Annotated in this window: 22 protein-coding genes; 7 read left to right on the top strand and 15 right to left on the bottom strand. The window is 53.5% G+C overall.

Annotation, left to right across the window (positions count from 1 at the left end; translation table 11 throughout):
* Positions 1-76: 76 nt before the first annotated feature.
* The 5 genes from ACR3EQ_RS19790 to ACR3EQ_RS19770 all read right to left on the bottom strand — a co-directional run bounded on the left by ACR3EQ_RS19790 (position 77) and on the right by ACR3EQ_RS19770 (position 3,177).
* Positions 77-517, bottom strand: coding sequence for a hypothetical protein (locus ACR3EQ_RS19790; protein WP_170682580.1), 441 nt, complete (start codon positions 515-517; stop codon positions 77-79).
* 88 nt (positions 518-605) lie between these two features.
* Positions 606-1,073 (bottom strand): patatin-like phospholipase family protein, encoded by a 468-nt coding sequence (locus tag ACR3EQ_RS19785; protein WP_480491707.1) that lies wholly within the window; start codon positions 1,071-1,073, stop codon positions 606-608.
* A gap of 2 nt (positions 1,074-1,075) precedes the next feature.
* Entirely contained in the window at positions 1,076-1,735 is a 660-nt protein-coding gene (locus tag ACR3EQ_RS19780) for a patatin-like phospholipase family protein (protein WP_480491706.1), read from the bottom strand.
* 177 nt (positions 1,736-1,912) lie between these two features.
* Positions 1,913-2,374, bottom strand: coding sequence for a hypothetical protein (locus ACR3EQ_RS19775; RefSeq protein ID WP_480491704.1), 462 nt, complete (start codon positions 2,372-2,374; stop codon positions 1,913-1,915).
* A gap of 5 nt (positions 2,375-2,379) precedes the next feature.
* Positions 2,380-3,177: an MFS transporter gene (locus tag ACR3EQ_RS19770; RefSeq protein WP_480491703.1), complete on the bottom strand. Its 798-nt coding sequence runs from the start codon at positions 3,175-3,177 to the stop codon at positions 2,380-2,382.
* A 336-nt stretch (positions 3,178-3,513) separates the two neighbouring features.
* Here ACR3EQ_RS19770 and ACR3EQ_RS19765 point away from each other — a divergent pair, with 336 nt between their 5' ends.
* Together ACR3EQ_RS19765 and ACR3EQ_RS19760 are read left to right on the top strand one after the other, a co-directional pair.
* The gene (locus ACR3EQ_RS19765; RefSeq protein WP_480491701.1) at positions 3,514-4,815 is read left to right on the top strand and encodes an efflux RND transporter periplasmic adaptor subunit; all 1,302 of its coding nucleotides are present in this window, start codon (positions 3,514-3,516) and stop codon (positions 4,813-4,815) included.
* 3 nt (positions 4,816-4,818) lie between these two features.
* Positions 4,819-7,863 (top strand): efflux RND transporter permease subunit, encoded by a 3,045-nt coding sequence (locus tag ACR3EQ_RS19760; RefSeq protein ID WP_480491699.1) that lies wholly within the window; start codon positions 4,819-4,821, stop codon positions 7,861-7,863.
* A gap of 555 nt (positions 7,864-8,418) precedes the next feature.
* Here the strand turns inward: ACR3EQ_RS19760 and ACR3EQ_RS19755 are convergent.
* From ACR3EQ_RS19755 to ACR3EQ_RS19730, 6 genes are all read right to left on the bottom strand, one after another.
* The gene (locus ACR3EQ_RS19755) at positions 8,419-9,039 is read right to left on the bottom strand and encodes a cysteine hydrolase family protein (protein WP_480491697.1); all 621 of its coding nucleotides are present in this window, start codon (positions 9,037-9,039) and stop codon (positions 8,419-8,421) included.
* Between the two features lie 441 nt (positions 9,040-9,480).
* On the bottom strand, positions 9,481-10,761 hold the full coding sequence (locus tag ACR3EQ_RS19750) for a carbohydrate porin (RefSeq protein ID WP_170612077.1): 1,281 nt from the start codon (positions 10,759-10,761) through the stop codon (positions 9,481-9,483).
* 13 nt (positions 10,762-10,774) lie between these two features.
* Positions 10,775-11,176 carry a hypothetical protein gene (locus ACR3EQ_RS19745; protein ID WP_480441325.1) on the bottom strand — a complete coding sequence of 134 codons (402 nt, stop codon included), beginning with the start codon at positions 11,174-11,176 and terminating at the stop codon, positions 10,775-10,777.
* A 69-nt stretch (positions 11,177-11,245) separates the two neighbouring features.
* Positions 11,246-12,925, bottom strand: a complete 1,680-nt coding sequence (locus tag ACR3EQ_RS19740) for an amidohydrolase family protein (protein WP_170817046.1) — start codon at positions 12,923-12,925, stop codon at positions 11,246-11,248.
* Between the two features lie 73 nt (positions 12,926-12,998).
* Entirely contained in the window at positions 12,999-14,525 is a 1,527-nt protein-coding gene (locus ACR3EQ_RS19735; protein ID WP_170612073.1) for an amidohydrolase family protein, read from the bottom strand.
* Between the two features lie 51 nt (positions 14,526-14,576).
* Positions 14,577-15,968: a metal-dependent hydrolase family protein gene (locus ACR3EQ_RS19730; RefSeq protein WP_170612071.1), complete on the bottom strand. Its 1,392-nt coding sequence runs from the start codon at positions 15,966-15,968 to the stop codon at positions 14,577-14,579.
* Between the two features lie 185 nt (positions 15,969-16,153).
* Here ACR3EQ_RS19730 and ACR3EQ_RS19725 point away from each other — a divergent pair, with 185 nt between their 5' ends.
* A complete protein-coding gene (locus ACR3EQ_RS19725) occupies positions 16,154-17,179 on the top strand; it encodes a helix-turn-helix domain-containing protein (RefSeq protein WP_170612069.1) in 1,026 nt (341 codons plus the stop codon).
* A 2-nt stretch (positions 17,180-17,181) separates the two neighbouring features.
* Positions 17,182-17,547, top strand: coding sequence for a DoxX family protein (locus ACR3EQ_RS19720; RefSeq protein WP_480491694.1), 366 nt, complete (start codon positions 17,182-17,184; stop codon positions 17,545-17,547).
* Between the two features lie 204 nt (positions 17,548-17,751).
* Here the strand turns inward: ACR3EQ_RS19720 and ACR3EQ_RS19715 are convergent, their stop codons facing one another.
* Genes ACR3EQ_RS19715 through ACR3EQ_RS19700 form a run of 4 tightly spaced genes read right to left on the bottom strand, consistent with a single transcriptional unit; the run spans position 17,752 to position 19,620 of the window.
* Positions 17,752-17,928, bottom strand: a complete 177-nt coding sequence (locus tag ACR3EQ_RS19715) for a hypothetical protein (protein WP_480491693.1) — start codon at positions 17,926-17,928, stop codon at positions 17,752-17,754.
* The gene (locus ACR3EQ_RS19710) at positions 17,925-19,229 is read right to left on the bottom strand and encodes a DUF6538 domain-containing protein (RefSeq protein ID WP_480491691.1); all 1,305 of its coding nucleotides are present in this window, start codon (positions 19,227-19,229) and stop codon (positions 17,925-17,927) included. Before ACR3EQ_RS19710 ends, ACR3EQ_RS19715 begins: the two co-directional genes overlap by 4 nt.
* 39 nt (positions 19,230-19,268) lie before the next feature.
* Entirely contained in the window at positions 19,269-19,460 is a 192-nt protein-coding gene (locus ACR3EQ_RS19705; protein WP_480491489.1) for a hypothetical protein, read from the bottom strand.
* On the bottom strand, positions 19,453-19,620 hold the full coding sequence (locus ACR3EQ_RS19700) for a hypothetical protein (protein ID WP_170484287.1): 168 nt from the start codon (positions 19,618-19,620) through the stop codon (positions 19,453-19,455). Before ACR3EQ_RS19700 ends, ACR3EQ_RS19705 begins: the two co-directional genes overlap by 8 nt.
* Before the next feature lie 810 nt (positions 19,621-20,430).
* Between ACR3EQ_RS19700 and ACR3EQ_RS19695 the strand changes: the two genes are divergently transcribed.
* The 3 genes from ACR3EQ_RS19695 to ACR3EQ_RS19685 all read left to right on the top strand — a co-directional run bounded on the left by ACR3EQ_RS19695 (position 20,431) and on the right by ACR3EQ_RS19685 (position 25,052).
* Positions 20,431-20,796, top strand: coding sequence for a hypothetical protein (locus ACR3EQ_RS19695; protein WP_480491689.1), 366 nt, complete (start codon positions 20,431-20,433; stop codon positions 20,794-20,796).
* Entirely contained in the window at positions 20,771-22,723 is a 1,953-nt protein-coding gene (locus ACR3EQ_RS19690; RefSeq protein WP_480491688.1) for a prolipoprotein diacylglyceryl transferase family protein, read from the top strand. Before ACR3EQ_RS19695 ends, ACR3EQ_RS19690 begins: the two co-directional genes overlap by 26 nt.
* Positions 22,724-23,192: 469 nt before the next feature.
* Positions 23,193-25,052 carry an adenylate/guanylate cyclase domain-containing protein gene (locus ACR3EQ_RS19685; RefSeq protein WP_480491686.1) on the top strand — a complete coding sequence of 620 codons (1,860 nt, stop codon included), beginning with the start codon at positions 23,193-23,195 and terminating at the stop codon, positions 25,050-25,052.
* Positions 25,053-25,716: the final 664 nt, after the last annotated feature.

Genomic DNA, 25,716 nt, shown 5'->3' with positions numbered 1-25,716 from the left:
AGTAGCTTTTTTTCTTAGCACACTTGGAGTGAGTTCGTTCGCCGCAAAGGACTTGGGGACAAAACAAACCAACAACCTACGCGTCCAGAATTTCCGGCGCCTCTATTACCGGCCACCAGACATGCGTGGCGAGCCATTCATAATCAGCCCCACCGGCACCGTTCATTCCAGTTGATTGCTTGTGTGCAGAAATAAGTTTTTGGCTGAAACGATGCCCCCCTCGGACGAACTTTTTGAGTTCGCGATGCACGGTCCAGTTTAGAGCCAATCCCAACTCAGTGATTTGAAACCCATCGTCAACACGCTGCAAGTTCGGGTCAGCTAAGAGCTTTAACTGTCGTCTTACGCTGGTCTGAGGCAGGTTTGTGTATTTGGCTAAACCGCGCGTTGTCCAAGGTTGAGGGTGAATAACAAGTGCTTGATGCACCCTCTGCATAGGGGGAGGATACTTGAAATGATCAAACGTAACTTGCCAGCGGCGCCAAAGACGCAACCGATTGCGCTCAGTTTCACTCATCGACATAGTCAAATACTTTAATGGTTGTAGTTCAACTGGCAAGTCGACTTAAGCAAGGTTCCCGTTAGCGACATGAAGCCTCTGTGGTTTACCGTGGCGGACGATCGCTCCAAAGTGTCCCCGACTTAAAACGCTGATAGCCGTAGTCGAACAGCGCTCGCATGTAGTCTGGATCGAAAGGTTCAGCCAGCGGGTAGTCGAAATCTGTTCCGATCCAAGTAGCTTGGTAATCTGCGCCTCTCTGCAGGCTTAGTTTGTACGCAATCGTGAGATCATCTACGCCTTGTGCTTTGATAAGTGTAGAAAGCGATCGTGCGGACACTTGGAAGACCCCCGGTTTTATTACTCTTAGTTCTGGCTCAACTTTGCCGTTTCGGATCGCATATAGTTTGCCTCCGCGAGCATATTTTCTTGGGATATCCCATCCTGGAACGTAAGCGGTTTGAGAATAGACACCACCATCAACATGAAGTTCATCCCTAACACCATCCTGAGTTTCGACGTCGATTAAAACGGGAGGGAAAACGCCTGGTATTGCGGCTGAAGCTAACAGCACATCTACGAAAACCTTTTTGCATTTGGTGCCCCGCTGTTTGCGATCGCGCCTAAGTCCCAAAGCACAGGCCTTTGCGCGTCCAAGCTGACCGATTGAACCAACAAGCGTCGGCCACGACGATGTTCGTTAGCTACCTTGGCTAGGAAGTCGTCAGTAATGTAACTTTCGATGAGTTGCCTTAATGGGTCAGAACTCTTCACAGAAGCACCACTCAGAATCCCAGTAATGAACCTTCCTTTGAAAATTCGGGACGGTGGCAGCCCACCGTACAGGTTCTTGAGTTCATCGTCATAATCGCTTCCTAAAAAGGCGAAGGGCGCAGCCAACGCGCCCGTAGAAACCCCTGTAACTGCCATAAACTCTGGACGAGTACCGGCTTCGCTCCATGCGGAAAGAATACCAGCGGCGAAGGCTCCATCTTCGCCCCCACCAGATAGTGTCAGTGTGTAGTCTGAAGTAACCCCCGATGCTTGTCGCTGGCGTAGCGAGGTTTCTAGAAGCGCACTGATATTTGTCGGAGCAACATCAGCCCAATAGCGAGCACCTTCGATACCTGGAACTTGTGGGTCCTGGAGATCCGTAGCGCTTACTGGAGTCCTCGAAATATTTGAGCAAGCCACTTGGAAAAGTAAAAGGAAGACAAAGAGTTTTTTCCAATACATGCGTCCCGTCTCCCCCGCGACTAACTGACTTGGGATAGGCTAGGACAAACGCCCAAATCATCAAAATGGACCATTTTTTTTAATCTCAGTTCTAACCTTTGGGGCACATTGTTTGTTCCCAACTCATTGGTCGCCTTCAAACAAATACCAGAAATAAGAAACTTGATTTTCATAGTATTAGCGTTTCTCGGACGGCGCCATTTCTGTACTGGTTGGTAGGACATCAGTGTGAGACGTCTGCTCAGCACGCGAAACAGGGTCAACTGACCATACCCTTTGTCCCAAATACAAAGCAAAACAAAACATGACCGCAAAATTCACCCAATAGAGCGCAATGTCACCGAAGAAGGTTGTAGCGACATTCGCGATCAGAGGACCGGTGATGGATCCTAAAGTCCAAACCAAAAGCATAGTCACCGCCGCCGAAGACACAAAGACCGGAACCGTTCTGTCTAACGCGTGCGCTACAAGCAAAGAATAAAGGGTGAGCAAGCTACCACCCAGTAACACCAGTATGATGGAAAGGATTAGGAAACCGACTGAGTTGTAATCGAATGAATTGACGTTGTGGTCATAGTCCACATCGACGAGAATCCCCATAGCAAATAGAACTAGTGTTGCAGTGGTCGATGCGATCAAAATTACTATCCGGCGATCCATCTTGTCGGATAGCCGACCAAGCGGAAACTGAAAAGAACGCGCCCGAGATAGATTAAAGCGACCATAATGGCCACGTTGATAATCTCGATCCCGAGCTGAGCAGCGCTGTAGGGAACTACGCTCAACAGCGTTGTAGATACCATACCAATAGCAAAAACACCCACAGCCGCGGCTGGTGCATCTTTGAACAAACCGCGCACCCGAATGGGTACCGGTGTGTCATTGTTGGGTGGCGTTGATCGAGTAGTCGAGATAACCGCAATTGAAAGGCAGTAAAACAAAGCGACGTAGACGAATGCCTCTCGAATATCCCCAGGCACTACAAAGACTAAGAACTGACTGAATACCGCGACTATGCCTACGACAATCGAATAGACTGCGAGGACACTCCCACGGGTCTTTTCCGCTGCGGTCTCATTCAACCAAGTGTCGCCAATTGAAAACAGCCCTGCAGTCGCCAAACCGCTAAGGAAACGCAAGAAGACAAGAAATGGCGTACTGGTGGAAACCGAAAACAGTATGGCCACAGCGATCGCGATAGCTGCGCCAAAAGCAAATGCACGGATATGGCCAAAATCAACGATGGATCTGGCAACGACAAAGCAGCCGACTAAGAATCCCGCCGAATATGCCGACGCCGCCACGGAAGCAGCTTCTTGAGATGCCCCAATTTCAGAAAACGCAAGTGGAACCAAAGTACCAGATCCAGCAGTAGCCAATTGCACAGCAGCCATTGCTATGAAGAGAGACTGAAGATTGAGAACTTGTTTTCTAATTGCCAACACACCCTACCTTCAAGTTTTTGCTACTTCTCACATCTACTCAAGTAGACGCGCAGTATCTCCCTGAATTATGCGCCGCACCCCAAAAAACAGTAGCTCTGAGTTCTACTGAAATCGTAAACCGCTTGACACCATAGTGGCAGGTCAGGGTTTCGCGACGGCAGCATTCTTGTTGAATTTTAGCTTACGCTTTGTAATCCAACAATAAAATGTTTCCAATTCATGGTATTTTCGCTGAGCCATTTTGGCTCACCCAAATTTGTGAAAGTCTACTGTTGCAGGCAGAGTTGGTTCAAACGAACTCTTCTCTCGCGAAGTTTCTTGTGACCATCGCAAATGCCCGACAAGCGAGCAGCTTCGAATAAGAAGGTGAAAAATATGCATCTGAACTTCTTAGGGATACTGGCGGCTGTTTTATTTTGTGCTTTTCCCATCGTAGCTGTAGCACAAGATACCTCCGCGGCGATAAGACCAGCAAAAGTCTTCACTGTTCTTAAAGCCTCATCTGATTTTGAAAGAATTTATCCCGCTATCGTCTACCCTTCGAGGGAAGTTGAACTCTCTTTTCGAGTCAGTGGACGAATAATAGAATTACCAATTAGGGCCTCTAGCAATGTGGTGCAGGAAGGCGTTGTTGCGCAGCTAGACACACGAGACTTCGAAGTCGAGGTAGCAAGACTTAATAGCCAACTAGAAGAGGCAGAGGCGAATCTAATTGTACTGAGGTCAGGCGCACGCCCTGAAGAAATTACAGCTTTGGAAGCCTCGGTACAGGCCGCTAAAGCTCAACGAGATCAAGCTCGCGAAGAATACATCCGCTCAGCTCAGCTTTTGGAGAGGGGTGTAATCCCTACTGCCCAATACCAGCAACGTGAAGCTGCCTTTCGTCTGGCAGAGGCCGAACTGGTGTCGCGAGAAGAGCAGCTGACAATTGGTCGAGTCGGTGGGAGGCCCGAAGAGATAATTGCAGCGGAAGCGTCGATCCGTGGCCTAAAAACACAGGTTCAATCGGCAAAAAACGATCTTTCTGATGCTACGCTTCGAGCGCCGTTCGATGGAACGATTGCCAAGCGCAACGTGGACAACTTCCGTAATGTTCAAGCCGGTGAAACCATCGCCTTAATCCAAGATCTTTCGACCGTGGATGTAAGTTATGACTTGCCCGGCACTGACATAATCGCAATGTCGTCAATTGGCTTCGACAATGTTGTTAGTATGGTTACGTTTGACTCGTTGCCGGGCGTAGAATTGAACGCAGACCTTGTCGAGTTTTCAACGCAAGCAGACGCAGCGACACAAACCTATCGTGGTCGTCTATCAGTAACCCCGCCTGAAGACTTGGTTGTACTGCCTGGGATGGTAGCGCGCGTGATTATTAGGGCGGACGGGCAAAGCGACACGCATGTTGTGGTTCCACTTTCAGCATTAGCGGCAAGCCCCGACGGTTCCCCTTATGTCTGGCTGTTGGATGGATCCAGCAACACCGTTAAGCGCCAACCAGTTGAATTGGGAGAAATATCTGACGACTTCGTGGTCGTAAAAGATGGCCTTGAAGAAGGACACATGGTTGTAACCGCAGGCTTGAGCGAACTGCTGGATGACATGGTAGTTCGCCCGATTTCAAAAGTTGGTGAGTAGCAAATGGATCTCGCTAGGTTTGCAATTGAGAAGCGCCTAATTTCGGCGTTGGTGACTATTCTCATCTTGGTCGCTGGCTATTTTGCATACTTAACTCTTCCTCGTTTCGAAGATCCTGAGTTTATCATCAGGCAAGCTCAGGTCATAACACCTTATCCGGGTGCCACTGCAGAAGAAGTCGCAGAAGAAGTCACCGAGGTGATTGAGAATGCTCTACAAGAGCTCCTAGGGGTAAAAGAGGTGAAGTCAGTTTCATCACCCGGACTCAGCACTGTGACGGTCGAATTTACAATCCCCACAACTCCTGATTTTCCGTCACTTCACGCAAGATTTGCCCAATTGCGCGCAAAGATACTTGACGCTCAAACTAGCCTGCCGCCGAACTCACTCCAATCGCAAGTCTACGATGACTTCGGCGATGTGTATGCCTTGTATTTCGCGATTGTTGGTGATGGCTATTCTATAGCCGAGCTCCACGAGTACGCGAAGGAGCTCCAGAGGGAGTTGGTTGCCGTCAGCGGTGTTTCCAAGGTGGTCTTAAGTGGTGAACAGAATGAAGCAATCTTTGTAGAATACGCACCAGCAAGGTTAATAGAACTTGGAATATCACCACAAAAAATTGGGCAAGTTCTGGAGGGGCAAAACCTCGTAGCGCCGGCGGGTTCCATCAAGTCCAACTCGCGTCGCATAGAGATACGGCCGTCGGCGGCAGTCGACTCAATTGACGCTATCAAAGACCTAGTCGTTTCTGTGCCGAGTAGCGGTGCATCATTTCGACTTTCAGATATCGCAACCGTGTCCCGCGGTTACGTTGAACCCGCAAGCCCCCTACTTTTTCGGGACGGCCAACCTGCAATTGGAATTGGAATATCCAATAGCCTGGGCGGAAACGTTGTGAACATGGGCGAAGCAGTGAAGCAACGGATAAACGAGTTGGAGAACCTTAGGCCAATCGGAATCCAGATTTTGCCAATCTCTGATCAGTCTGCTTCGGTAAAAGAATCGATCAACGACTTTGTCATGAACGTGGTTCTGGCGCTCATCATCGTTGTAGGCATATTGCTTATTTTCATGGGGTTAAGATCCGGAATACTGATGGGAGGTATTCTGTTGGTCACAGTTGCAGGCACGCTTGCCGGTATGCAGCTATTGGGGCTGGACATGCAAAGGATTTCACTAGGCGCGCTAATCATTGCACTCGGCATGCTGGTTGATAACGCTATTGTCGTTGTCGAAGGTACGTTGGTCCGAGTTCAACGCGGCGAAGCCACCAGCAACGCTGCTATCACTGTCGTAAATCAAACCAAATGGCCGCTACTCGGAGGAACAGTTGTAGGACTCTTGGCGTTTTCTCCAATTGGCTTTTCACCGGACAACACGGGCGAATACGCCGGGAGCCTCTTCTGGACTATTACGATTTCCTTGCTCTTTTCGTGGTTGATAGCGATATGGCTCACACCCTATTTTTGTACTCTGCTACTGAAACCAACCTCGGAAACACCGCCTGCAGAGAATGCTATTCTCCGTGCATATCGTTCGCTCCTCGCTTATGCGATCCAATACCGGCACCTTACGGTGGGCCTTATTGTTGCGCTCTTTTTCTCTGCAATCGCAGGGTTTGCGTTAGTACCGCCGGGTTTCTTTCCCAACAGCACCAGGGCGCAATTTGTGGTGGATTACTTTTTGCCAGAGGGAACCGACATTGAACAAACCAGTCAGGACATGCGAGAGATTGAAGCGCATCTCTTAACTCTACCTGGTGTCACGTCCACAAATCTTTCCGTGGGCAGCGGGCATTTACGCTTCATGTTGGTATACGACAGTGAAGACCAGAACCCCGCCTATGGTCAAATTTTGGTGGACGTGGAGGATTATCGGCGGATCGATGCATTGCAGCCGGAAATTCAGTCTTGGATCAACCAAAAGTACGCTGACTCATATGCAAAAGTTTGGAAGTTTGTATTGGGTCCTGGAGGTGGATCGAAAATCGAAGTCGAATTTTCTGGACCCGATCCCGTTGTGCTTCGCGAACTCGCCGAAAAGGCAAAACTGATATTTGCTGAAAACGGAGCCATCGCGATAAAAGACGACTGGCGCGAACAAAAACAGGTAATTCGACCAGTTATTGACACAGAAAACGCCCGAAGGCTGGGTCTCACCCAAGCGGAGATATCTAGGGCAGTTTACTGGCATCAAGTAGGGGCGCCTATAGGGATTTATCGCGAAGGCGACAACTTATTGGACATAGTAATGCGCCCATTCGAAGCAGACCGAAACAATATTAGTGACCTAAAAAACATCCAAGTTTACAGCGATGTAGCCGGAGGATACATTCCGATATCTCAAGTTGTAGACCGATTTGACCTTGTTTTCGAAGCTGGGAACCTTAGGCGCATCGACCGCAAGCTTGCAATCACCGCACAAGCCGATAACGCACCAGAAGTACTCTCAGGCGACCTTTTCGCTCAAATCCGACCATTCGTAGAGGCAATCCATTTGCCGAGTGGGTATTCTCTTGAATGGAGGGGTGAGTACGGGGACTCGCAAAGTGCAAACGACGGTTTGGCTTCGACTATGCCGCTTGGGTTCGGAGCGATGATTGTCGTAGTTTTCTTCTTGTTTAATGCAGTCCGTCAGCCACTGATCATATGGTTGACAGTACCTCTGGCTCTCATTGGAGTCGTCTGGGGGCTCGCGGCAACCAGAACGCCACTCGAATTTATGGCAATACTGGGTATTTTGTCTCTAACGGGGATGCTAATCAAAAACGCTATCGTCCTTATTGACGAAACCGATACTCAGATTGCTGGTGGAAAACCTCGATTGCAGGCTGTTGTCGACTCAGCTGTTCTACGCGTCCGCCCAGTGGCACTGGGAGTACTTACTACTGTACTTGGAGTAATGCCTTTGCTGTGGGATCCATTTTTTGAGTCGCTCGCAGTGGTGATTATCTGCGGTTTGAGTTTTGCGACCGTTCTTACGCTGATAGTAGTGCCGACTCTGTACTCAATATTCTTTAGAATAAATGAGGACGAAACAGCGGCTTAGTAACTAACCTTCAGATCCTCATCTCCGCAAGACATATCACGCTTTCGCCATGTTCCAGGTTTTAAGTACGTGCTTTTGCATTGACCTTCTGATTTGGATCGACCTTCTATTCGCGCGTCCTTGCCAGACCTGTAGAAATCTAGGTCTCCAAGTGCGGAAACTAACTTTTTCGCAATCCTCTAGCATTCTTGGTTCAGAACAGAGATTCTGTTGGAACATTGCGAACAGTAAGTTTGCCTGACCAAACCTCTGCTCGTTCGGCGTTTGCCGAAAGACATTTTTTCTGAGCCGTTCTCGTAGATTTCCAAAATCTGCTTTCTGTGCATTTCTGACGTTCTGCGGCCGGAAGGCTGCTCACCTGCGAATTGGAGCTTTGTCCGCAAGGCGGAATTGCATACATTGGATTAATTGTCCGGATTGGGCTGCGACCGGTCAATTATGATTGCTGCGGAGAACGGCAGCCCTGAGCCCAAACCTGCCAGCCTTCGACACATTTCGAATTGCTGGTTTGGGCTTTAGGCAATGCGAAACAGACATAAAGGCGCCGTTTGCGTATCAGAGCAAAGAGATCGCGTTGATCACTGTTTCACGGTTCTGAACCGCGCCGGTTTGCAAATACTCCATTGCTCTGAGCGCAGCTTCATGGGCTTGGAGGGATGACCCGCCGACGCAATCCTCCACAACGCGGCAGAAGTAGTCTGATTGGTGGCCATCAACGAACGTGTAGTGCACACAGACATCGGTCAGCCCCCCGCATAGTATCAGAGTATTTACCTTCAGGCCGCGCAGCAGAATTTCGAAATCGGTTCCAAAAAACGCTGAGTAACGCCGCTTTGGAACCAAATAGTCACCAGTGCGATATCCCATCTCTTCCTTGGCAACCTCTGTCCGTGGATCACCTTCGAGACAGTGTATGTCCTCATCGCCATCTAGCTCCCGGCCGAAGTCGATCTGGTCGGAACGATGAACTTCCTGAATGAAGATGACGGGCACATTGTTTTGATGTGCGGCCTCAACCAAATCGCGCGCAGCGATCATTCGTTCCTTATAACCTGGCATATTGTCGATTGAGCGGACTGCGCTGTTATCAATGAACGTGCTCTTCTGAATGTCGATCACGATCAGGGCGGGTCGACCCTCGATCAGTTTCTTTGCATTTTTGTGTTTGGTTGTCATCTTCGACCTCAGTTTTATCAGGTCGTCCTGACTAAGCGCCGTTCCTGGCCGGGTCGTCCCGGCGGGCAGATCAATTTTGCCTAAATGTGCTAGGGCGCTTGGTCAAGGGTGTGGGTATATTTGCATTGGGATGAATACCAGAAGTTCACACCCAAACCGGCATTGTCGGCTTTGTCCGCAGAGCCGACCCTCTGTCGATTTGGTTGAGCGTCCGCTTCGAGCCCAATGCAGACACGTTTCTATCAAACATCATCTGTCACGAAGGGCGGAAAGCCGACATTCCCCCGGCTCTGAGTAAACGCCCTGTTTTGTCTAGTGCAGCCATATTCGGGCGGATGAAGTGACGGCTAGCATTGGGAAAACGGGGGTGGCCCACTCACCTGCCACCCCCTTCGTTAGGAACGAAAATGCACCCCGAACAGAAAAAACAGAAGTCCTTCGCTAAAGATTGACCCTTAGCCGCAATCCAAAGACCAGCGGGTCGTTCGGATTCGATCCAGGGTTGTTGAGATATTGCACGTCTGCTGTCAGAGCCAGATTGTCGGCCAGATCCAGACGATAAAACGCTTCAATGGTCGTTTGGTTGGGCAAGCCCGGAGTCGTGAGGTCGGCAACTGTGGCGGCTAAGCCGAAGAGGTCGTCATAGGTGCCCGGTCGCCACATCAGACCTGCATTGACCGCACGCTCTGCCAGCGCGCCGCCGCCATTGGACCATCCCAGTCGCCCAAAGATCATCAGCTGATTTTCGAAAGTATGGTTAGCGGAAACCGTCCCGCCATATGTCTCGGGTACGCCGGCCTTTTGGCGCTCATCCGTGTGAAACATCCCAAGATGCACGTTGGTTAGGAACCGCTTCGACCGCTGCGGTGTCCAGCCGATCTCGGCATACTTGTAGAACTCAGACCCTCCGGGGAACCATTCTACATCGGTGAGAGACCCATTGGCATCACTGACCAAACCCAGCGCATAGAACTGGTCGGTCAGATAACCCCCTGCCGCGATGCCAAAACCCGGGTCAGGGATTGGCAGAACCGGGCTGAACAAGATCGAGTAATTCGAGAACGTCGTTCTCGGGTTAACGTAGCCGAGAATGTCGGAGTAATCGCCCGGGTCGATCCGTCCCACGGCAACCCCTCCACGTCCGCCTGCGAAGGCTTGCTGCCAGTAGGCAACCGACAAGGTCGTGTCCGTGTCGCTGAATGTGACGGCAGTGGCTCCTTGATATCCAATTTGCGCAGCCATGGCGGAGGGTGCAATCGGCTGACCCAGCCGGTGTCGGTTCTCAAGGATAAAGACCAGACTACCGGGGTTTTCACCGCCCCGGTCTGCCAGTTCCCACGTCCCAATCATCCTGAGCTGACCCGACGCGGCCGCGTCCTGCCCGGTCAGGCTGTGCGAGCTGCGTTGGTAGAGGGCCTGGTAGTCAAAGCTAAGCGCCAGTCCGGTGTTCTCCCGAAAACGCCCCAATGCTGTTTCGGTTGGATCAAGACTGCGATCCAGCCCGGGCCAGCGCGAGTCCTCCAGCCTGCGCAGCCTGTCCTGCTCCTGTTGGGCACTGGCCGAGCCCGGTCCGCCCAGCGAGGTCTGAGCGGCAGCTTCAAGACCGGACTGTGCGACTGGTTCTTCGGCCACCGCGATGTTGCCTGAGATTGTGAAGACCGCTGCCACCACGATCATTAAAACCGGTGACAGGTTATTGCTCGGACCCTGAGGAAATGACATTCTCACTGACAGGTCACTTCATATCATCCTGCGCTTTGATCTCCGGCACACGGGCGAGGGCCTCGGCCATGTCGGCGCTGTTCATCAACTCGATCATCTGATAGTCGTCCAGCAGCCCGTCGCCGAGACGGCTGACATGGAAGGCCTGGATAAAGGTGGGATCGTCCGGCAGGGAAACCGTGATGTAGTTCTTCCCGTTTCCAAGCCCCCAGTAGTAGCTCAGAAGTTCGCCCCCGAGCGCCTCGATCCCGCCTTTGACCGTGGCAGCGCGGTCCCCCGGATTGGCGATCTGCATCTCCCAGGCCGCACTGTTGGACGTGCCGATGAACAAAAAGGTGCGCATGTCTTTCGTGTCTTCGGCCGCCACCGCTGCTGCGGAATGGCAGAAGGCCACAGAGAGTAGGAACTTGTTCATTTTGCTACCTGAATTTCTTGCATATCTTTTGAAAGAGGCAGCTTCGCCGCCCCTGACCGTTCCATGGTGTTACTGCTCGGGGGCTCCGGGGATGGTCTCCTCCAATGCGGCAGGGCGATTTGGGAATTCGGAATGCTCGTCCTCGGGGGTCTCGATGTCGGCATGCCAGGAGAATTCCTTGTCTCCAAGGTCCAATTTGACGTCGTCTCCTGCGATGACAGGGTAGCGGATCGGCTGTCCGGGCCTCAGGTCGGTATTGGCGACGCCGTCATCAATGATGATCTGCCCGCTGACCAGCACGTAGGGGATGCCCTTTGTGAAGGATCCGTTCATGCCCTTCTTCATCGAAGACGTCTCGGTGATCGTATCGGGGTTGAAGATCGTGATGTCCGCGATCATGCCCTCCTGCATACGGCCGCGTTCCTGCATCGCCCCAAGGCCCACTTTGGAGAAGTATTTGGCCGGGATGTAGGAAGCGTTGTTGACCAACTCCATCAGCGGAATGCCCTGCTCGCGCGCTTCGCGGAACACGATGCCATAGGTGCCCGCGTTGCGCGGGTGACCGCCATATTCTTTGAAGTCTGCTTCGATTGGCAACGGCTCCCCGTCAACGGTAAACCCGACAATGTCGTTGGCGATGGCAATATCCTTCATGTGGATCCAACGCTTGAGGTCCGCTTCGGGACGGACCGTGATGAAGATCGGCTTGCTTGGATCCTCTTTCTGCTGGCGAAAGAATTCTTCATCCGTCTCGTAAAGCTCACCGGTGCTGGTATCGAAGATGTCGCGTGTCGGCACAATATTGTTAGCCTCGATTTTGTCCGGCAGCAGTTGCGGGGTCGCGATATTCGGGTTTCCGGTGATGGCCGGATAGTACTCGGCAAAGATGTTCATTCCCTGCTGCTGAAGGCGGCGCGCCAGCTCATAGATCTCTTCCCAGCCCTGGTTCTGGATATGAGACAGGATCAGCGCCCCGTCCAAAGCAACCGCATTGGCAATCACTTCGTTTGCGCCCAGCGAGTAATAAAGCGGCAGGCTTTCGGTTGGGCCAAACCGCGTATGAGCCCCAAAGTAACGATTGTACTTCTTCGCCAGCTTCTGAAGCGCGAAAATCTCCTTCGGGTAGGTGTTATAGCCCATATAGCCGACCGTGGTGTTCACGGTGATCGCTCCGGCGCGAAGGCCCTTGTCATACATGGCCATGACCTGAGCCAGCTGGTTCTTTGAAGGGACATCCAGCGCCCAGCTGGCATGCCCGTCCTCTTCCTCGGCTGCGCCGCGGGATTTGAGGATGTAGGTCGGGTCGGATGCCAGTTCGACAGGAACCATGTCCATGATCACACGGCGGATTTCCTCGTGCCCCATGCCGGAGCCGTAGTTCAGAAAGGAGTTCCCCTCATACTTGTCGTAGAACAGGTCGGCGTCAGCCACGCCGCTTTCGGTGTCGAGAATCGTGGTGGTCCCATCATGGGCCATCATCTTCTGGTCGAACCCACCGAATGAATGCGAGTGTGTGTTGATGAAACCCGGCGCGACGACGTGGTCGGACACGTCGATCTCTCTTTTGCCGGAGATTGCATCCTCGGTGATCGCCGTGATCCTGTCGCCTGTCACGCAGACATTGCGCACCGCATCGAAATTGGTTTCCGGGTCCATGACCCGCCCATTCAGGATGGCAACGTCGCAGTCCTGGGCGAACGCCGCAGAGCCGCAGAGCGCCAAAAGTGAAGCAAGGGTCAGATGTTTCATCTGTGGTCCTTTCAAGGTTGTGTTCTTCGAAAGAAAACGCGGGTCGGGCGAGGGAGCCCGCCCCGCGCTCTCCTCAGTCGAGCGTGTTCTTGTAGATCGCGCCGTCTTTCATGATGACGCGAATGCTCGGGACATCCTGTCCGCGCGGTTCGGCATCGAACCAGGAATCGACAGCGCCGATGGCCGAGATGTCTTCGAGTGGGTTCCCGTCGACGATGAGAATATCGGCATAAGCGCCTTCCTCAATCACGCCGAGCTTGCCTTCGGGATACGGATTGCCCCGCCCGGTCAGCGCCGCCAGTTCGCCGCCGTTCGAAGTCATCATCTGCAATGCCCAGAGGTTGCCGAACTCCCGCGCGACAAAGGCCTTCGTGAAGTCCATCGACTGCCGGTAGGGAACGCCGGTTAACAAAACATAATCGGAATCAAACACCATCTTCGGCTTGTATTTTCTTACAAGATCCATCAACTGCTTGCTGTTTTCCCGCAACCAAAGGAACTTCGCCGTTGGCGGAAAGGTCGGGTCCTGGTGCATCGGATGTTCCAGCGCCTCGGGAGCCAGTGCCGTCAGGTTGGGCGAAAAGAACGCCTCTTTCTCGACCAGTTTCTGCATCGTCGGTTCGGTAATGGTCAGGCCGTGATCCACCACTTTGACGCCAAGATCGAGCGCACGCGACAGATCGCTGTCCATGAAGACATGCATGGCGACATATGAGTCCATATCCCCAGCAACCTCGACCGCAGCGGAAATCTCGTCGTTTGTGAAAGCAGACTGATAGATCGGGTCCTTAATCGATGTCACGCCACCGCTGACCATGATCTTGAGATAGTTCGCCCCTAGAGCGAAATTCCTGCGCGCGCCCTGAAGCACCTCCGCCGGCCCGTCCACCAGTCTGGTGATCTCCAGACGTTCAAGATTGCTTTCGTTCTTGCGTTGACCCGCGATACCCCAGTCGCCATGTCCGCCTGTCTGGCTAAGGCATGCGCCGGAGGAATAAATTCGTGGGCCAGGTAGTGATCCTTCATCGATTACCGCCCGCAGTCCACCATGAGCGCCGCACATATCGCGGACGGTCGTGAAGCCCATCGCCAACATTTCCTGCGCGAACGCAGCGGCGCGTGCGCCGATCTCTTCCCATGTGGTGTCCTGAAGTCCGGGGATGGTGCCGTTCTTGTACATGTTCACATGCACATGGCTGTCGATCAGACCGGGCATGAGTGTACGACCATCACCGTCAATGACGGTAACGTTCACTTCTTTGGTCTCGATGCCGCGTTCTGTCTGGACGGTGAAGGAGTAGCCATCGATTCCACCGACTGGATCGGGCAACCGCTTGGATCCCCCAGTGCGCACATCGACTTCCCACTTCCCGCCTTCAGGGATGTCAGCGTCAATCTTGTGAATTTTGTTCTTGACGACGAGCACGTCGACGTCCTTCAGCCCGTCATTCACACCATCAAACACCATGACGTTTTTGAAGAGTGTAACTGGGGGGATATCAACTGCGGCCTCCTGTGCAAAAGCCGCGCTCGTTGCGAGAGCGACTGCGCCGGCCATCATTGTGGATTTGCCAAGGTATTTCATTTGCTTCCGTTCCATCGAGAGTCAGGGATGCGCGGGATGCCGAGGTAGGAACATCCCGCGCGACACTCAGTCGAGAGTGTTCTTGTAGATCACGCCGTCTTTCATGATGACCTTCAGGTTGGTGTCTGGCTCGGCCAGCAGCAGGATGTCCTCCAGCGGGTTGCCATCGACCAGCAGGAGATCTGCATAGGCACCTTCCTCGACCACGCCGAGCGGGCCATCCTGATACGGATTGTTCAGGCCGGTCAGACGGTTCATCCGCGCGCCGTTCGATGTAGCCATGCGAAGGATGTCGAACGGCTTGAAGTTGGCCTCGTGCAGGTACTTGAACTCGTCGCTCATCTTCTTGTCCTGCTCGAGCGTCTGGTCCCAGTTGTTGATGAGATCCGTGCCCAGTGTGTAGAGATCGATCATGCCCGGAGTGGTCTGGATCACCTCGATCATATTCGCGGCGGCGTCGCGTACGCTCTTCCACTTCTTGAAGGATGCCGGCGTGTAAAAGGCTTCCGCCTGTTCGGTCGTCACTGAGTAGACCGGTGCCACCGCTGTCGCGAACATGATCTGCTTATCGACCATGATCTCGGCGGCTTCCCTAGTCAGGAACGGGATGTGCTCAACGGTCTTGGCGCCATTGTCGATGCAATTGCGGATCGCCTGTTCTGTGAACACATGACAGGTAACGTACGTTCCCCATTGCTCGGCGGTCTTGACCGCCATCTGGATTTCGTCGGCCTGGTACTGAAGCGAGTGCAGCGGGTCGAATTCGGAGGTGACCCCGCCGCTGACCATGATCTTGATCTGCGTTGCCCCCCGGCGCAGGTTCTCGCGCACGGCCATGCGGATCTGCTCCGGGCCGTCCGCGATGAAGCTCATGTCTGTGTCGACCCAATGCGATGGCCCCTGACCCGACAGGGTTGGATGACGGTCGTTCAGCTTGCGGAAATCGGCGTGGCCCGAAGTTTGGGTGATGAAGGCTTCCGAGGAATAGATCCGCGGGCCGGGCGCCATGCCGCTGTCGATGATCCGGGCGATGGACTTGGCCGGGCCACCGAGGTCTCGAACAGTGGTGAACCCATTCATCAGGATGCGCTCGGACCGGATCGCGGCAACTCCGCCAAGATGGAAGGGCGTGATGTTTTGGCGCAACCCGTCGCTGAGCGGGTTGAATACCAACAGATGCACATGCTGGTCGTGCATCCCGGGCATCAGCGTGCGTCCGCCGCCGTCGATGATCTGGGCATTGGCCACGGCCAAAGGTTCGGTCGAGACCTCGGCGATCAGGTTGTCGATCACCAGCACATTGGCGTTCTCGATCCGCGCCTCGTTCACGCCATCAAAGACATGCACGTTGGTGAAGAGGATCGGAAAACTCTCCTCCTGTGCGACGGCGTGCGTGGGTGACAGAAGACCAGCGGCAAGGATTGCAGCCGTCAGAACGTGAGCCAGTTTTGGGACCATGAAGGCGTTCCTTTTGACGAATCACAGATGTCGCTTTTTTTTTGCGTGATTTTAGGGAACGCTCGGATTATTGCCTGACACCTTGTCAGGCGCTGGAAATTAGTTTTGGCAAACTGCAAGGTTTGAAAAGTTTTCGGTAGGACTCTCTGGCGCCTCCGTACTAGTTTTGAGGAACAGGAGGCGCGATGACGGGCGGACGTACCAAGAAATCGGACAAAGCATTGCCGCTTGTCAGAGCGTCGGTTGCGGGTCCGGTTGTCGCCGCCCTTCGCAAGGTGAGCATCGAACCGGCGTTTGTGCTCGATCCACTGGGGCTGTACGAAGCGCAGGTGATGGACCGTCAGAATTTCGTGCCACACGACACGGTCTACCGGATTTTTCAGGCGGTGGCCGACGCCACATCTCCGGAGTTTTGCGCCCAGGTCGGCCAGTCCGTCGATCTTGTTCGGTTTCTTCCGCTTGGCGACATGCTGGCGGAGGCGCTTACACTCGGGGATTTCTTCACAAGGTTCACGCAAGCCGTTTCTAAGGAATCCAATGCGGTCACGCAGTCACTCTTCGTTGAAGAAGAGCATGCGTATTTCAGTGCCAAACGGAACTTTTCTGTCTCGGCTTCACCGGGTCAGGCCGATGCGTTTCTGGCCAGCATCTGGATATCCCTGTTGCACCGGGTTCTGGACTTCAGATGGGACCCCCACCAGATCGTTCTGCGGGTCTGCGAACCGGACGCCCTTCCCAAGCAGTTTCATGGCGTCCGGGCAATCGAGTGCGGACCACAGGGGTTTTCGATCAGGTTTCCCTCAAGCTGGCTAAGCTTTCGGCTGACACAGGAAGCTTTGGAAAACCCACCAGACTTCAGGATTAAAGACAATGACCTGGCAGCCCCGCTGGACTTTCTCGCGGGACTGGAAGGCCTGATAAAGGTTCATCTGGCTGAACCGGGATTTGGTGTCGACGAGTTGGCCGACCTCTGCGGCTTTCATCGCGAAACGCTCAACAACCGGCTTAAGCCCTATGGCCTGACGGCCTCCCGGGTGATCGCCCGTATCAAGCAGGAAGAAGCTGAAAGCCTACTTGCGGAGGACAACTCGTCCGTTGGCGATACAGCGCTGAGGCTTGGGTACGTCGACCCCACTGCTTTCTCACGGGCGTTTCGGAAATGGACCGGCATGTCCCCGGCAGCCTTCAGACGATCAAACAGGGACGCTTAGCTATGGTCCTGAACATCGTCATCGGTCTGCTATCGGCGTTCTTTCTGTTCGCGTCATCGATCAAGATTTTCGGCTGGCAACAGAAGATTTTCCAAATCCAATTGGAAATGTTCGAAAGCTACGGGCTCAACCGGCGGATCATGTTTCTGGTCGGCTGTGCTGAGCTGTTCGGGGCCATAGCCATCTGGTTTCAATCGTCCTGGGTCGGCCCGCTTGGTGCGCTCGCCCTGCTGGGCACGTCTGTCGGCGCGATCTTCTGCCATCTCGTGTTCGACACGTGGAAACAAGGAGTTCCCGCGATGATAACAGCATCGCTATCAGCCATAGTTCTGAGCAATGGGTACGCTGGACTTCTAGACGTTCTTTGAGCTCAAAGGCCCTCCCATTCGTGATGACTTGACGTACAATGAAGTCCGGAAACGGCTGGTTGCCGTCGTTGCGTTCTACCGCGTCAGTGACCGGAAAGTCCGCACAGCCTTCATTCCGCCACCTACGACCAACGACCGCTTTGCCAAAAAGAAAGCAAAGTCGATATCCCCCGGCAACCCGCTGAGGGCCGCCGAGGGTTTTGTTTATGAGGGTGGTCTTCGGTTGACGACATAGTCAGCCAACCACTGCCAATAGGCTTCAGCGTCAGGAAACCCCTGAGCCCGAGCCGCCAGATCTTCCGCTGCCTTACGGGTGCAACCACCATCGAACTCGGCGATAGCAGCCCGTTCCTCGAACGCGTCGATGTCTGGGAAACTCATACCGGAAGCCGTATCTGATCGACGATCGACCGGCGCTGCTCGTCACTGATACCCGCCGAGTAAATCCCGTAGGTGATCCCGTTCTCTGACCGTGCCGACTTGTGCCCGACCAGAGAGGCTGTTAAGTGCTCAGGGACACCCGTTCGCTCGCACTGGGTAATGAACCATTTGCGGGTCGAGTGAAAAACCAATCCTGGTCGTTCCAGACCCAGTCGCCGTCGCAGTCGCGCGAAGCCCTTAGTGACATGAGCCACGGTCAGGTCGGGGAACAGAGGACCAGATGATGGTAGCTGCCGGAACATCTCATCCAGCACCGGGTGAACCGGGACCAGCCGCTCCGCCGCGTCGGTCTTCAGAAGTCGCAGTTGGTTAGGTCGAACATGAACGAAGCAACCGAGGTTGCCCTTGGTCACGAGGTCTTCTCGGAGCAGCCCGACCGCTTCCCCCGCTCGCATCCCTGACAGTAGACAGGTCAGCAGAACCGGATGCAGGTCGCGGTCTTTGGCTCCCAGCAGCCGCACGACTTCATCGTCAGTCGGCACCGCATAGGGTTGAGGACGCACTTTCCGATCGAACGGCACCGTCCGGAACGGGTTGACCTCCAGATGCCCCTCATAGACCACCCAGTCGAGGAAGTGATTGACCTGCGACCAGATCCGCCGCTGGGTTCTGGCTGTTATGGTCACCGACCCCCGAGACGAATACGCGACCAGTTGGTCCAGGGTCAGCCCTCGGGTCCTCTCTGACTTACCGATCATCGGAGACAGTTGGGCTATCGCTGACAGAAACTCTCGCCCCTCCGCCCGCGTCAGGCTGCAAACCGATCGGTCGCCGTACCGGCTCGTGAACAACCCGACGGAGTATCGGACCGATTTGAACCCGCTGGGTCGCAGTTCATCACAACGCCGGGAGAGATAGGCGCGGCTCAGGTCCCGGATCACTACCTTTACCGGTGCGGCTGGTCGGGTGAAGGCAGGACCGTCCAGAACTGTCCCGGAGCCCTCCAGAGTGGCCCGGAGACGCACGAGAGACGACTCTGGCTGGTCGAGCCAATCAGGACCGTCAGCGGTGCTCTCTGTGGCAGACAGGGCGTCCTCTGCCTGGCCACGGACTTGCTCCACCAGTGTCTCGAAGCGCGCATTGACTTCAGCGGCACGGACGCGGGCGGTGTTGCGATCCCCGGTCTTGAGGCTCTGCTTCAGCGCCTGAGCGCCCAGCGCGAGAGCCACGTCAACGGGATAGTTGCGTCTGAACAACCACGTATGGCCCTTCAGATAGGCATAGCGAATGTGAGCAGACATGAGTCTCCTCCTTTCAGTGTTGATTGTTAGGGATTGCCGTTAGGCGTCAGGGACGAGCCGGACGATCATCTCCCGATCTGGTTCGCCGTAGGCACCAGCCAGTGGGCCGGTCACAGCAAAGCCGGTCACGCAGTCTTCAAACACCTCGTCCACGCGGAACAGGTGTTCAGGGACGTCATCGAAGGCCCGGACAACCACGACGTCACCGGGGGTCAACTCCAGCTCAGTCATCGTCGGACCTCCACGTCCAGAGGACCGCCAGCAGAACCAGCGCCGAGACAGCGGGATGAGACCGAGACACCACCCAGAGCATCGTCGTCAGGACAGCCTTGGGCGGTGGGTGCAAAAGAAAACCCCCGACGAGAACGCCGAGGGCAGACAGGTACTTCATGGATCAAACTCCTGCAGTTGCTTCTTTATTTAGATGCAGGAGGTTCCTCGGTTTTGACGGGCGCGGACATTCAGGTTTCTAGTGGGAATGGCCGAGTTGCGGACACAACCGCCACTCGCCAAGTGTGCTTGCGTCCATGTGAAAAAGTATGACGAACTCGACAAATTAGAAGTTTGATATGCATCAACGCGCTGCACGTCACTGACCAATAGTATCAACACCCAGCACAAATTTAATGCGAGTAGTCGGTTCTTGGAGCCACTCCGCAAGGAGAACGCGCGAAGGGAGAAGATGCGACGGCGACAGCTGCTAATGGGGATGACCGCGTCGGGCTTTGTGGGCTTGTCCGGCTGCGAGGCGATGGGCGAGCATTCTCAACAACCTAATGCAGAGCAAAGTTTTTTGCTCAATAAATACTATCTCGACGGAGTGACCGAGTTAGGAGGCTATTTCATTGGGTATTTCGCTGCACTTAAGTTTGGGCAGCTTTCTCTGTGTTACGGTGACACCCTTCACTCATCGGAGTTTCGGGGCCTGAGGCCGGGTCCGAGTCGCATTTGTGGCTCCAGTCCCGTTCCAAGTGCAGAGGCAGTGACTTGGCGTCATTCCGAATTGGGTGTCGACGGCTTGTGGCGCCCTTTGTCCCCGCCAATAAAGAGTCAACTTCTCGCTACAGCAGAGGGACAGGTTGGCTGGAGCTGCCTGCAACCGAGCTCAAGGGTAAAACTGAAAACCTCGGACGGTTCGGAGCTGCAAGCACTTGGCTGCTGCGAGTACCTGAGCATGACAATTCCGCCGTGGCGACTTGGCATGAAGGAATTGGTCTGGGGCAGGTTCGTTTCCGAGAAGAACTCCGTTGTATGGTTGAAGTGGAGCGGCGAGCATCAAAGGCGTCTGCTCTTCTGGAATGGTGTTCGTGCAGCGCCTCAAAGCATTGCGCATGATCAGGTCGTGTCCAACGATTTCTCAGTGGCTATTTCATCCGACACAACACTGCGAGCCGGACATCTAGGTTCAGAGATTCTCTCGAAAGTGCCAGTCGTAAAGAAGCTTGCTCCCGTCGCATTGCTCAATGTTCACGAGCACAAAAGACTTGCTCGCGGCACTTTAGAAGCGCGTGGTGGCCAATATGATAAAGGATGGATAATCCATGAAACAGTTGTCTGGCCTGATTGATCGGGTGATGTGGGGGAAGCTGGTATATGGTGTTTTGTTCTGCGTGATCATACCCGCCTATATAGCTTTCTGGGCTACTCGCCTCGAATTCCTTTCATTGCCAGCTGTCCCAGATGCCCCAAGCGTGGGTCTGATCCTTTTAGGGCTCGGCATAACGTTCATGGTCTCGGGGATTACAGCATTATGGGTGCATGGGGGTGGCTTGCCGATGAATGCCTACCCGCCCTCGCGTTTTGTTAGGCAAGGGATTTATAGATGGATGAGCGAGCCAATCTACATTGGCTTTGTTTTGGGCTGCTTCGGCGTTTCAATTGCCCTGAACTCCCCGGCGGGTCTCTGGGTTGTTTCACCTGTCGTTGGCCTAGCATGTGCTGCTCTGGTGTACGGGTATGAAAGGCCGGACTTGGTTCGTCGGTTCGGCGGGCAGTATGCACCGCCCTGGTTACGTCTGCCTCCGTCTGATATGGAAACGCCGACGCTTCAGGATATCGTTTCCGTTGTTGTACTGGTCTTCGGCCCTTGGTTAATCTTGTACGAGACGGTTGAGCTCATTGGCGTCGTACCACCGGTACTGCACTCAACCCTCCCTTTTGAAGAAGGCCTGCCAGTCTGGGGGTTTTCGACTGTAGTCTACATGACAATTTATCCTCTCGTTGTTCTAGCTCCACTGGTCGCTCAGCAACGAGATCATTTGCACGATTTCGCGCTCGGAGGACTAATTGCGACCGCGATCATCATCCCTTTCTACTTAACAATACCTATCATCGCGGAGTTCCGCGAAGTCTCCGCTGATGCTGCATTCAGCAAGCTTTTGTTGTGGCAGCAGCAGTTCGATCGGCCGGTGACCGCTCTGCCTGCATTTCATATAGTTTGGCTACTGCTGGCAATTCGTCTGTATGGCCAAGCCTACCCGAGTGCTCGATTCCTATTCTGGACGGTTGGGATTCTTATCTTCGCTAGTTGCTGGACGACAGGTATGCACGCGTTGCTAGACTTGTTTGCAGGCATGGCGGTGTATGCAGTTGTTTCTAAGCGGAATGAGATTTGGAAATACGTACTGCACGGATCTGAGCTGGTGGCAAACTCTTGGAAGGAGTGGCGTTTCGGACAAACTAGGGTCATAAATCACGGTCTATATGCGGGTTTAGCTGCGTCCGTTGGTTTTCTAATCGTTGGCTTCATAAGCGGTCCGAGCATGTTTTGGACGATTGCAATCATAGGTATTTCAACACTTTTGGGTGCCGGAATCTGGGGGCAGATACTTGTTGGCTCCCAAAAGCTTCTGCGTCCATTCGGCTACTATGGCGGTGTTCTGGGGGCCGCAGTTAGTTTGGCTTTCGCCAGCCTAGTATTAAGTCAGGAGGTCCTGCCAATCGCAGCAGCCCTGTCCGTCGCGGCGCCCTGGGTTCAGGCAATCGGTCGCTTTCGCTGTCTGATCCAGGGCTGCTGCCACGGGGCTCCGACATTCGAAGGAAACGGCATTCATTATCGGCATAAGCGATCGCGCGTCCTGCAAATCGCAGGGCTGGGTGGAAAGCCTCTCTACCCAACACCTGTGTTCTCAATGGTGAGTAACCTAGTGGTCGGATTGTTGACCCTGCGATTGCTCCTTATAGATGCACCGGCCACATTCATTGTCGGAACCTATCTCATGCTTAACGGCCTCGCGCGGTTCGTCGAGGAGGCTTACCGAGGTGAGCCCCAAACACAGGTGTTTGGCGGTCTAAAGGTTTATCAGTGGACAGCTCTTTGCAGTTTTCTGGTGGGAACAGCGTTCACCATGTTCCCTAGTGCAGCGGTAGGGACTCAGCATTTCGGGTTCACACCGATTGTTTGGTTAGGATCTGTAGCTCTGGGCGCATTGGTGACCATTGCGATGGGTGTTGATTGGCCAGAGTCCAGTCGGCGCTTCTCCCGGCTGATTTGAGCAATTCCATTACCGATTGGCACTAGGACAGTTTCGCGCATCAGGACTGTTGAAGCGGAATTGCGTGGCTTAACGACTTCTTCAGCGGTCGAGAATGCCCCATGCTCACTCGTCCTTCGTCCTCATGCTGCCCGTCGCTTCGCTCAGCAGAATGCCCCCGAAACCGCCCCAGTTTCGGCCACCGGTTGGAAAAGCCGATAACAATCATCGGTTGGCAAGGATTCCTACCACCCCAGCCAGTTCATCGGAACATGGAACGAGACTAGGCACTTGGGGCCAAACCCTCCGAGAAATGCCCCCGTTTATGCCCCAGTGGTTTCGGGTGATACGGGTGTTGAGGGTGGGACCCCAGAGGTCGTTGAAGGCCCATACCACGGCCCCTCAAACAAGCCAAACTTTTAAAAGCTTAAGAAATTGCATATAATCTGCTGCATTGTACCAATCGATGGTCTCGTTCACGGGGCGTGTCATGGGGGGGCCAAAAGGAAATAATTCTCACGAGAATGCCGGCGAATGGCATGCTTCAATGTCGGTCGCCTTGGCGCTTGGGCTTGGTTTCTTCGTTCTCACTTCAGTTGCAGGCGTATTGGGTGTGGGGCTGCTTGTTGGCTATCGAAATACCTCAGAGCTGCTGACCCAGAAGGCTCAACTTATTATTGGCACACAACGACAACAGGTCGAGCGTTATCTGTCTGCAGCTGCAGATCAAATCGACTTCATTGCGGGCAGGATTTCCTCGGGGGAAGTTGAACCGGAGGGTTCTGAAGAGTTCGTTAGCCTTTTGCTTGGCGCGGTTTCAGCTACCCCCCAGATTCTTCGGATACAGTTTATCGACAGACAGCAAATCCTGACAGGGGTTGAACGTATTGAAGACGAGACACTACCCATATTCGTAAAGCTTGGAGACGATATCGACCTGCGCCACCTCATCGACAAAGTAATCGAAACTGGAGAAGCTAACTGGGGTAAAATACTCTGGCGTGATGAGTATGGCCAATCTGTGTTGAGTTACCAAAGGCCGATCATTCAGAAAGGTAAGATTGTCGGCGTCCTGTCAGCTTGGGTTTCGGTAACAAAAATGTCTGAATTTTTGGCCGACCAGGAAATGGAATTCGGAGCGAACGTCTTTATTCTGTACGGTCGAAACGCTGTTTTGGCTCATCCACTTATGGCGTTTGGTTATGCCGGTTTGAACCGCGCTGCACCACTTCCTCAACAAGACCGTTTTTCCGATCCAATTGTTTCGGCAATGTGGCAATTAAATGATCACTTTAGCGTCGCGAGGTACTTTCTGACCAGTGCAAACACCCGGTTCGTCGCCTACGCCGATTGGGAATATGTTATATTCTTTGAAGAGTTGTCCGACTATGGTGCTCAGCCGCTAACCGTAGCCACTTACTTTGAAGCCCACGACATTATTGCGGAGGCGGCTCGACTAAAGTGGGCGATTATACTCTGTCTTATTATGGCGGTTGTTTCGGCGGGGGTGGCGGCTTGGATTGGTCAGGAAATTGCCAAGCCAGTGCGCCGACTGTCCGACAGTGCAAAGCGGGTTCACGATCTTGATATTTCGAATGTCGATGAAATCGAAGGATCTTTCTTCCGAGAATTGGATGAGGCAGCACGTTCATATAATTTCATGCTTGAGGGACTGCGCTGGTTTGAACTCTACGTGCCGAAACGTTTAGTCCGCCAACTGATGCGCCGAAACGCTGGGAAGCAGATCAGCTCATCCCACCGAGACGTAGTCATTATGTTTACGGATATTGTTGAGTTTACGACATTGTCCGAACATCTAACAGCTCCTCAAACGGCATTGTTCCTAAATAATCACTTTGCAGGGCTTGCTGACTGTATCCAAAATAACAGCGGTACCATTGACAAGTTCATCGGAGACTCCGTAATGGCGATTTGGGGTGCTCTGGAACATCAAGATGATGCGGCAGATCTGGCTTGCCAAACAGCGATTGAGATCGAAAAGTGGATTACGAAATATAATCAACAAGAACGAGTAGATGCAGGCTTAGCATACTCAGTTAGACTGCGCATAGGAATCCACATCGGTCGTGTAGTTGTTGGGAATATCGGCAGTGAGGGGAGGCTCAGCTATACTGTGGTTGGAGATGCTGTGAATGTCGCGCAACGGCTAGAAGAAGCCGGAAGAGTTTTGGGCAATACTCTAGGTGAAGTGAATACTCTTGTTTCCAGCTCTGTTCGAAGCGCGTTGGTCAAGCCAATAGAATTTAAGCGCATAGGCGCACACAAGCTTCGAGGTAGAGAGGAATTGGTCGAAATATATTCGCTAACACCAAACTGCTCACGAGCCTAAAGTTCGATAGCATAGAAAAACTGAAAACACGCCATAGAAAACATGGGGCGAATGCTGACAAAGTTTTTCAGAGCAAGCAGGAAAGTTCGATTTCGAAGCTGGCGCATTAATGAATAGACTGACAGTCAGCTTTGCTCGCTGCCCGGTCATTAATTTGACGACGCCCGTTATTCACTTCAGCAAGATAAGCAAAACTATGTCTCGGCAAACCGCTGATCCGTGGTATGGGCCTTCAACGACCTCTGGGGTCCCACCCTCAACACTCGTAACACCCGAAACCACTGGGGCATAAACGGGGGCATTTCTCGGAGGGTTTAGCCCCAAGTGCCTAGTCTCGTTCCATGTTCTGATGACCTGGCTGGGGTGGTAGGAATCCTTGCCCACCGATGAAACCTATGGGCTTGTCAGCGAAGCCCGAGAAACTGGGGCGGTTTCGGGAGCATTTAGAGGGTCAGCATGGGGCATTCTCGACCGCTGGAGTACCCGTTCACTGCCGCTAGAGTGACCACTAACTGGCGCTGACGGCGTCCGTAGGACTGGTTCAGGGGGCTGACGGGTGGTCGCTGGCGGTTGGGGGGGACGTTCAGGTTTAGTGCAGCGAATGACTGTTCTGAGCTGATAGTGTTGAAAAACTCGATGCCGCTATATTTGCCTCAAAATCTTA

This window comes from Ruegeria sp. AN11 (assembly GCF_056536005.1).
Note: the sequence above shows the minus strand (reverse complement) of the source record. Positions and strands in the feature narration are given on the sequence as shown.

Excerpts from the sequence above, each read along its gene's own strand:
- ACR3EQ_RS19790 (WP_170682580.1), bottom strand. The coding sequence starts at position 517 with ATGAGTGAAACTGAGCGCAATCGGTTGCGTCTTTGGCGCCGCTGGCAA.
- ACR3EQ_RS19780 (WP_480491706.1), bottom strand. The coding sequence starts at position 1,735 with ATGTATTGGAAAAAACTCTTTGTCTTCCTTTTACTTTTCCAAGTGGCT.
- ACR3EQ_RS19765 (WP_480491701.1), top strand. The coding sequence starts at position 3,514 with ATGCCCGACAAGCGAGCAGCTTCGAATAAGAAGGTGAAAAATATGCAT.
- ACR3EQ_RS19760 (WP_480491699.1), top strand. The coding sequence starts at position 4,819 with ATGGATCTCGCTAGGTTTGCAATTGAGAAGCGCCTAATTTCGGCGTTG.
- ACR3EQ_RS19755 (WP_480491697.1), bottom strand. The coding sequence starts at position 9,039 with ATGACAACCAAACACAAAAATGCAAAGAAACTGATCGAGGGTCGACCC.
- ACR3EQ_RS19750 (WP_170612077.1), bottom strand. The coding sequence starts at position 10,761 with ATGTCATTTCCTCAGGGTCCGAGCAATAACCTGTCACCGGTTTTAATG.
- ACR3EQ_RS19745 (WP_480441325.1), bottom strand. The coding sequence starts at position 11,176 with ATGAACAAGTTCCTACTCTCTGTGGCCTTCTGCCATTCCGCAGCAGCG.
- ACR3EQ_RS19740 (WP_170817046.1), bottom strand. The coding sequence starts at position 12,925 with ATGAAACATCTGACCCTTGCTTCACTTTTGGCGCTCTGCGGCTCTGCG.
- ACR3EQ_RS19735 (WP_170612073.1), bottom strand. The coding sequence starts at position 14,525 with ATGGAACGGAAGCAAATGAAATACCTTGGCAAATCCACAATGATGGCC.
- ACR3EQ_RS19730 (WP_170612071.1), bottom strand. The coding sequence starts at position 15,968 with ATGGTCCCAAAACTGGCTCACGTTCTGACGGCTGCAATCCTTGCCGCT.
- ACR3EQ_RS19725 (WP_170612069.1), top strand. The coding sequence starts at position 16,154 with ATGACGGGCGGACGTACCAAGAAATCGGACAAAGCATTGCCGCTTGTC.
- ACR3EQ_RS19720 (WP_480491694.1), top strand. The coding sequence starts at position 17,182 with ATGGTCCTGAACATCGTCATCGGTCTGCTATCGGCGTTCTTTCTGTTC.
- ACR3EQ_RS19715 (WP_480491693.1), bottom strand. The coding sequence starts at position 17,928 with ATGAGTTTCCCAGACATCGACGCGTTCGAGGAACGGGCTGCTATCGCC.
- ACR3EQ_RS19710 (WP_480491691.1), bottom strand. The coding sequence starts at position 19,229 with ATGTCTGCTCACATTCGCTATGCCTATCTGAAGGGCCATACGTGGTTG.
- ACR3EQ_RS19705 (WP_480491489.1), bottom strand. The coding sequence starts at position 19,460 with ATGACTGAGCTGGAGTTGACCCCCGGTGACGTCGTGGTTGTCCGGGCC.
- ACR3EQ_RS19700 (WP_170484287.1), bottom strand. The coding sequence starts at position 19,620 with ATGAAGTACCTGTCTGCCCTCGGCGTTCTCGTCGGGGGTTTTCTTTTG.
- ACR3EQ_RS19695 (WP_480491689.1), top strand. The coding sequence starts at position 20,431 with ATGAAGGAATTGGTCTGGGGCAGGTTCGTTTCCGAGAAGAACTCCGTT.
- ACR3EQ_RS19690 (WP_480491688.1), top strand. The coding sequence starts at position 20,771 with ATGAAACAGTTGTCTGGCCTGATTGATCGGGTGATGTGGGGGAAGCTG.
- ACR3EQ_RS19685 (WP_480491686.1), top strand. The coding sequence starts at position 23,193 with ATGGGGGGGCCAAAAGGAAATAATTCTCACGAGAATGCCGGCGAATGG.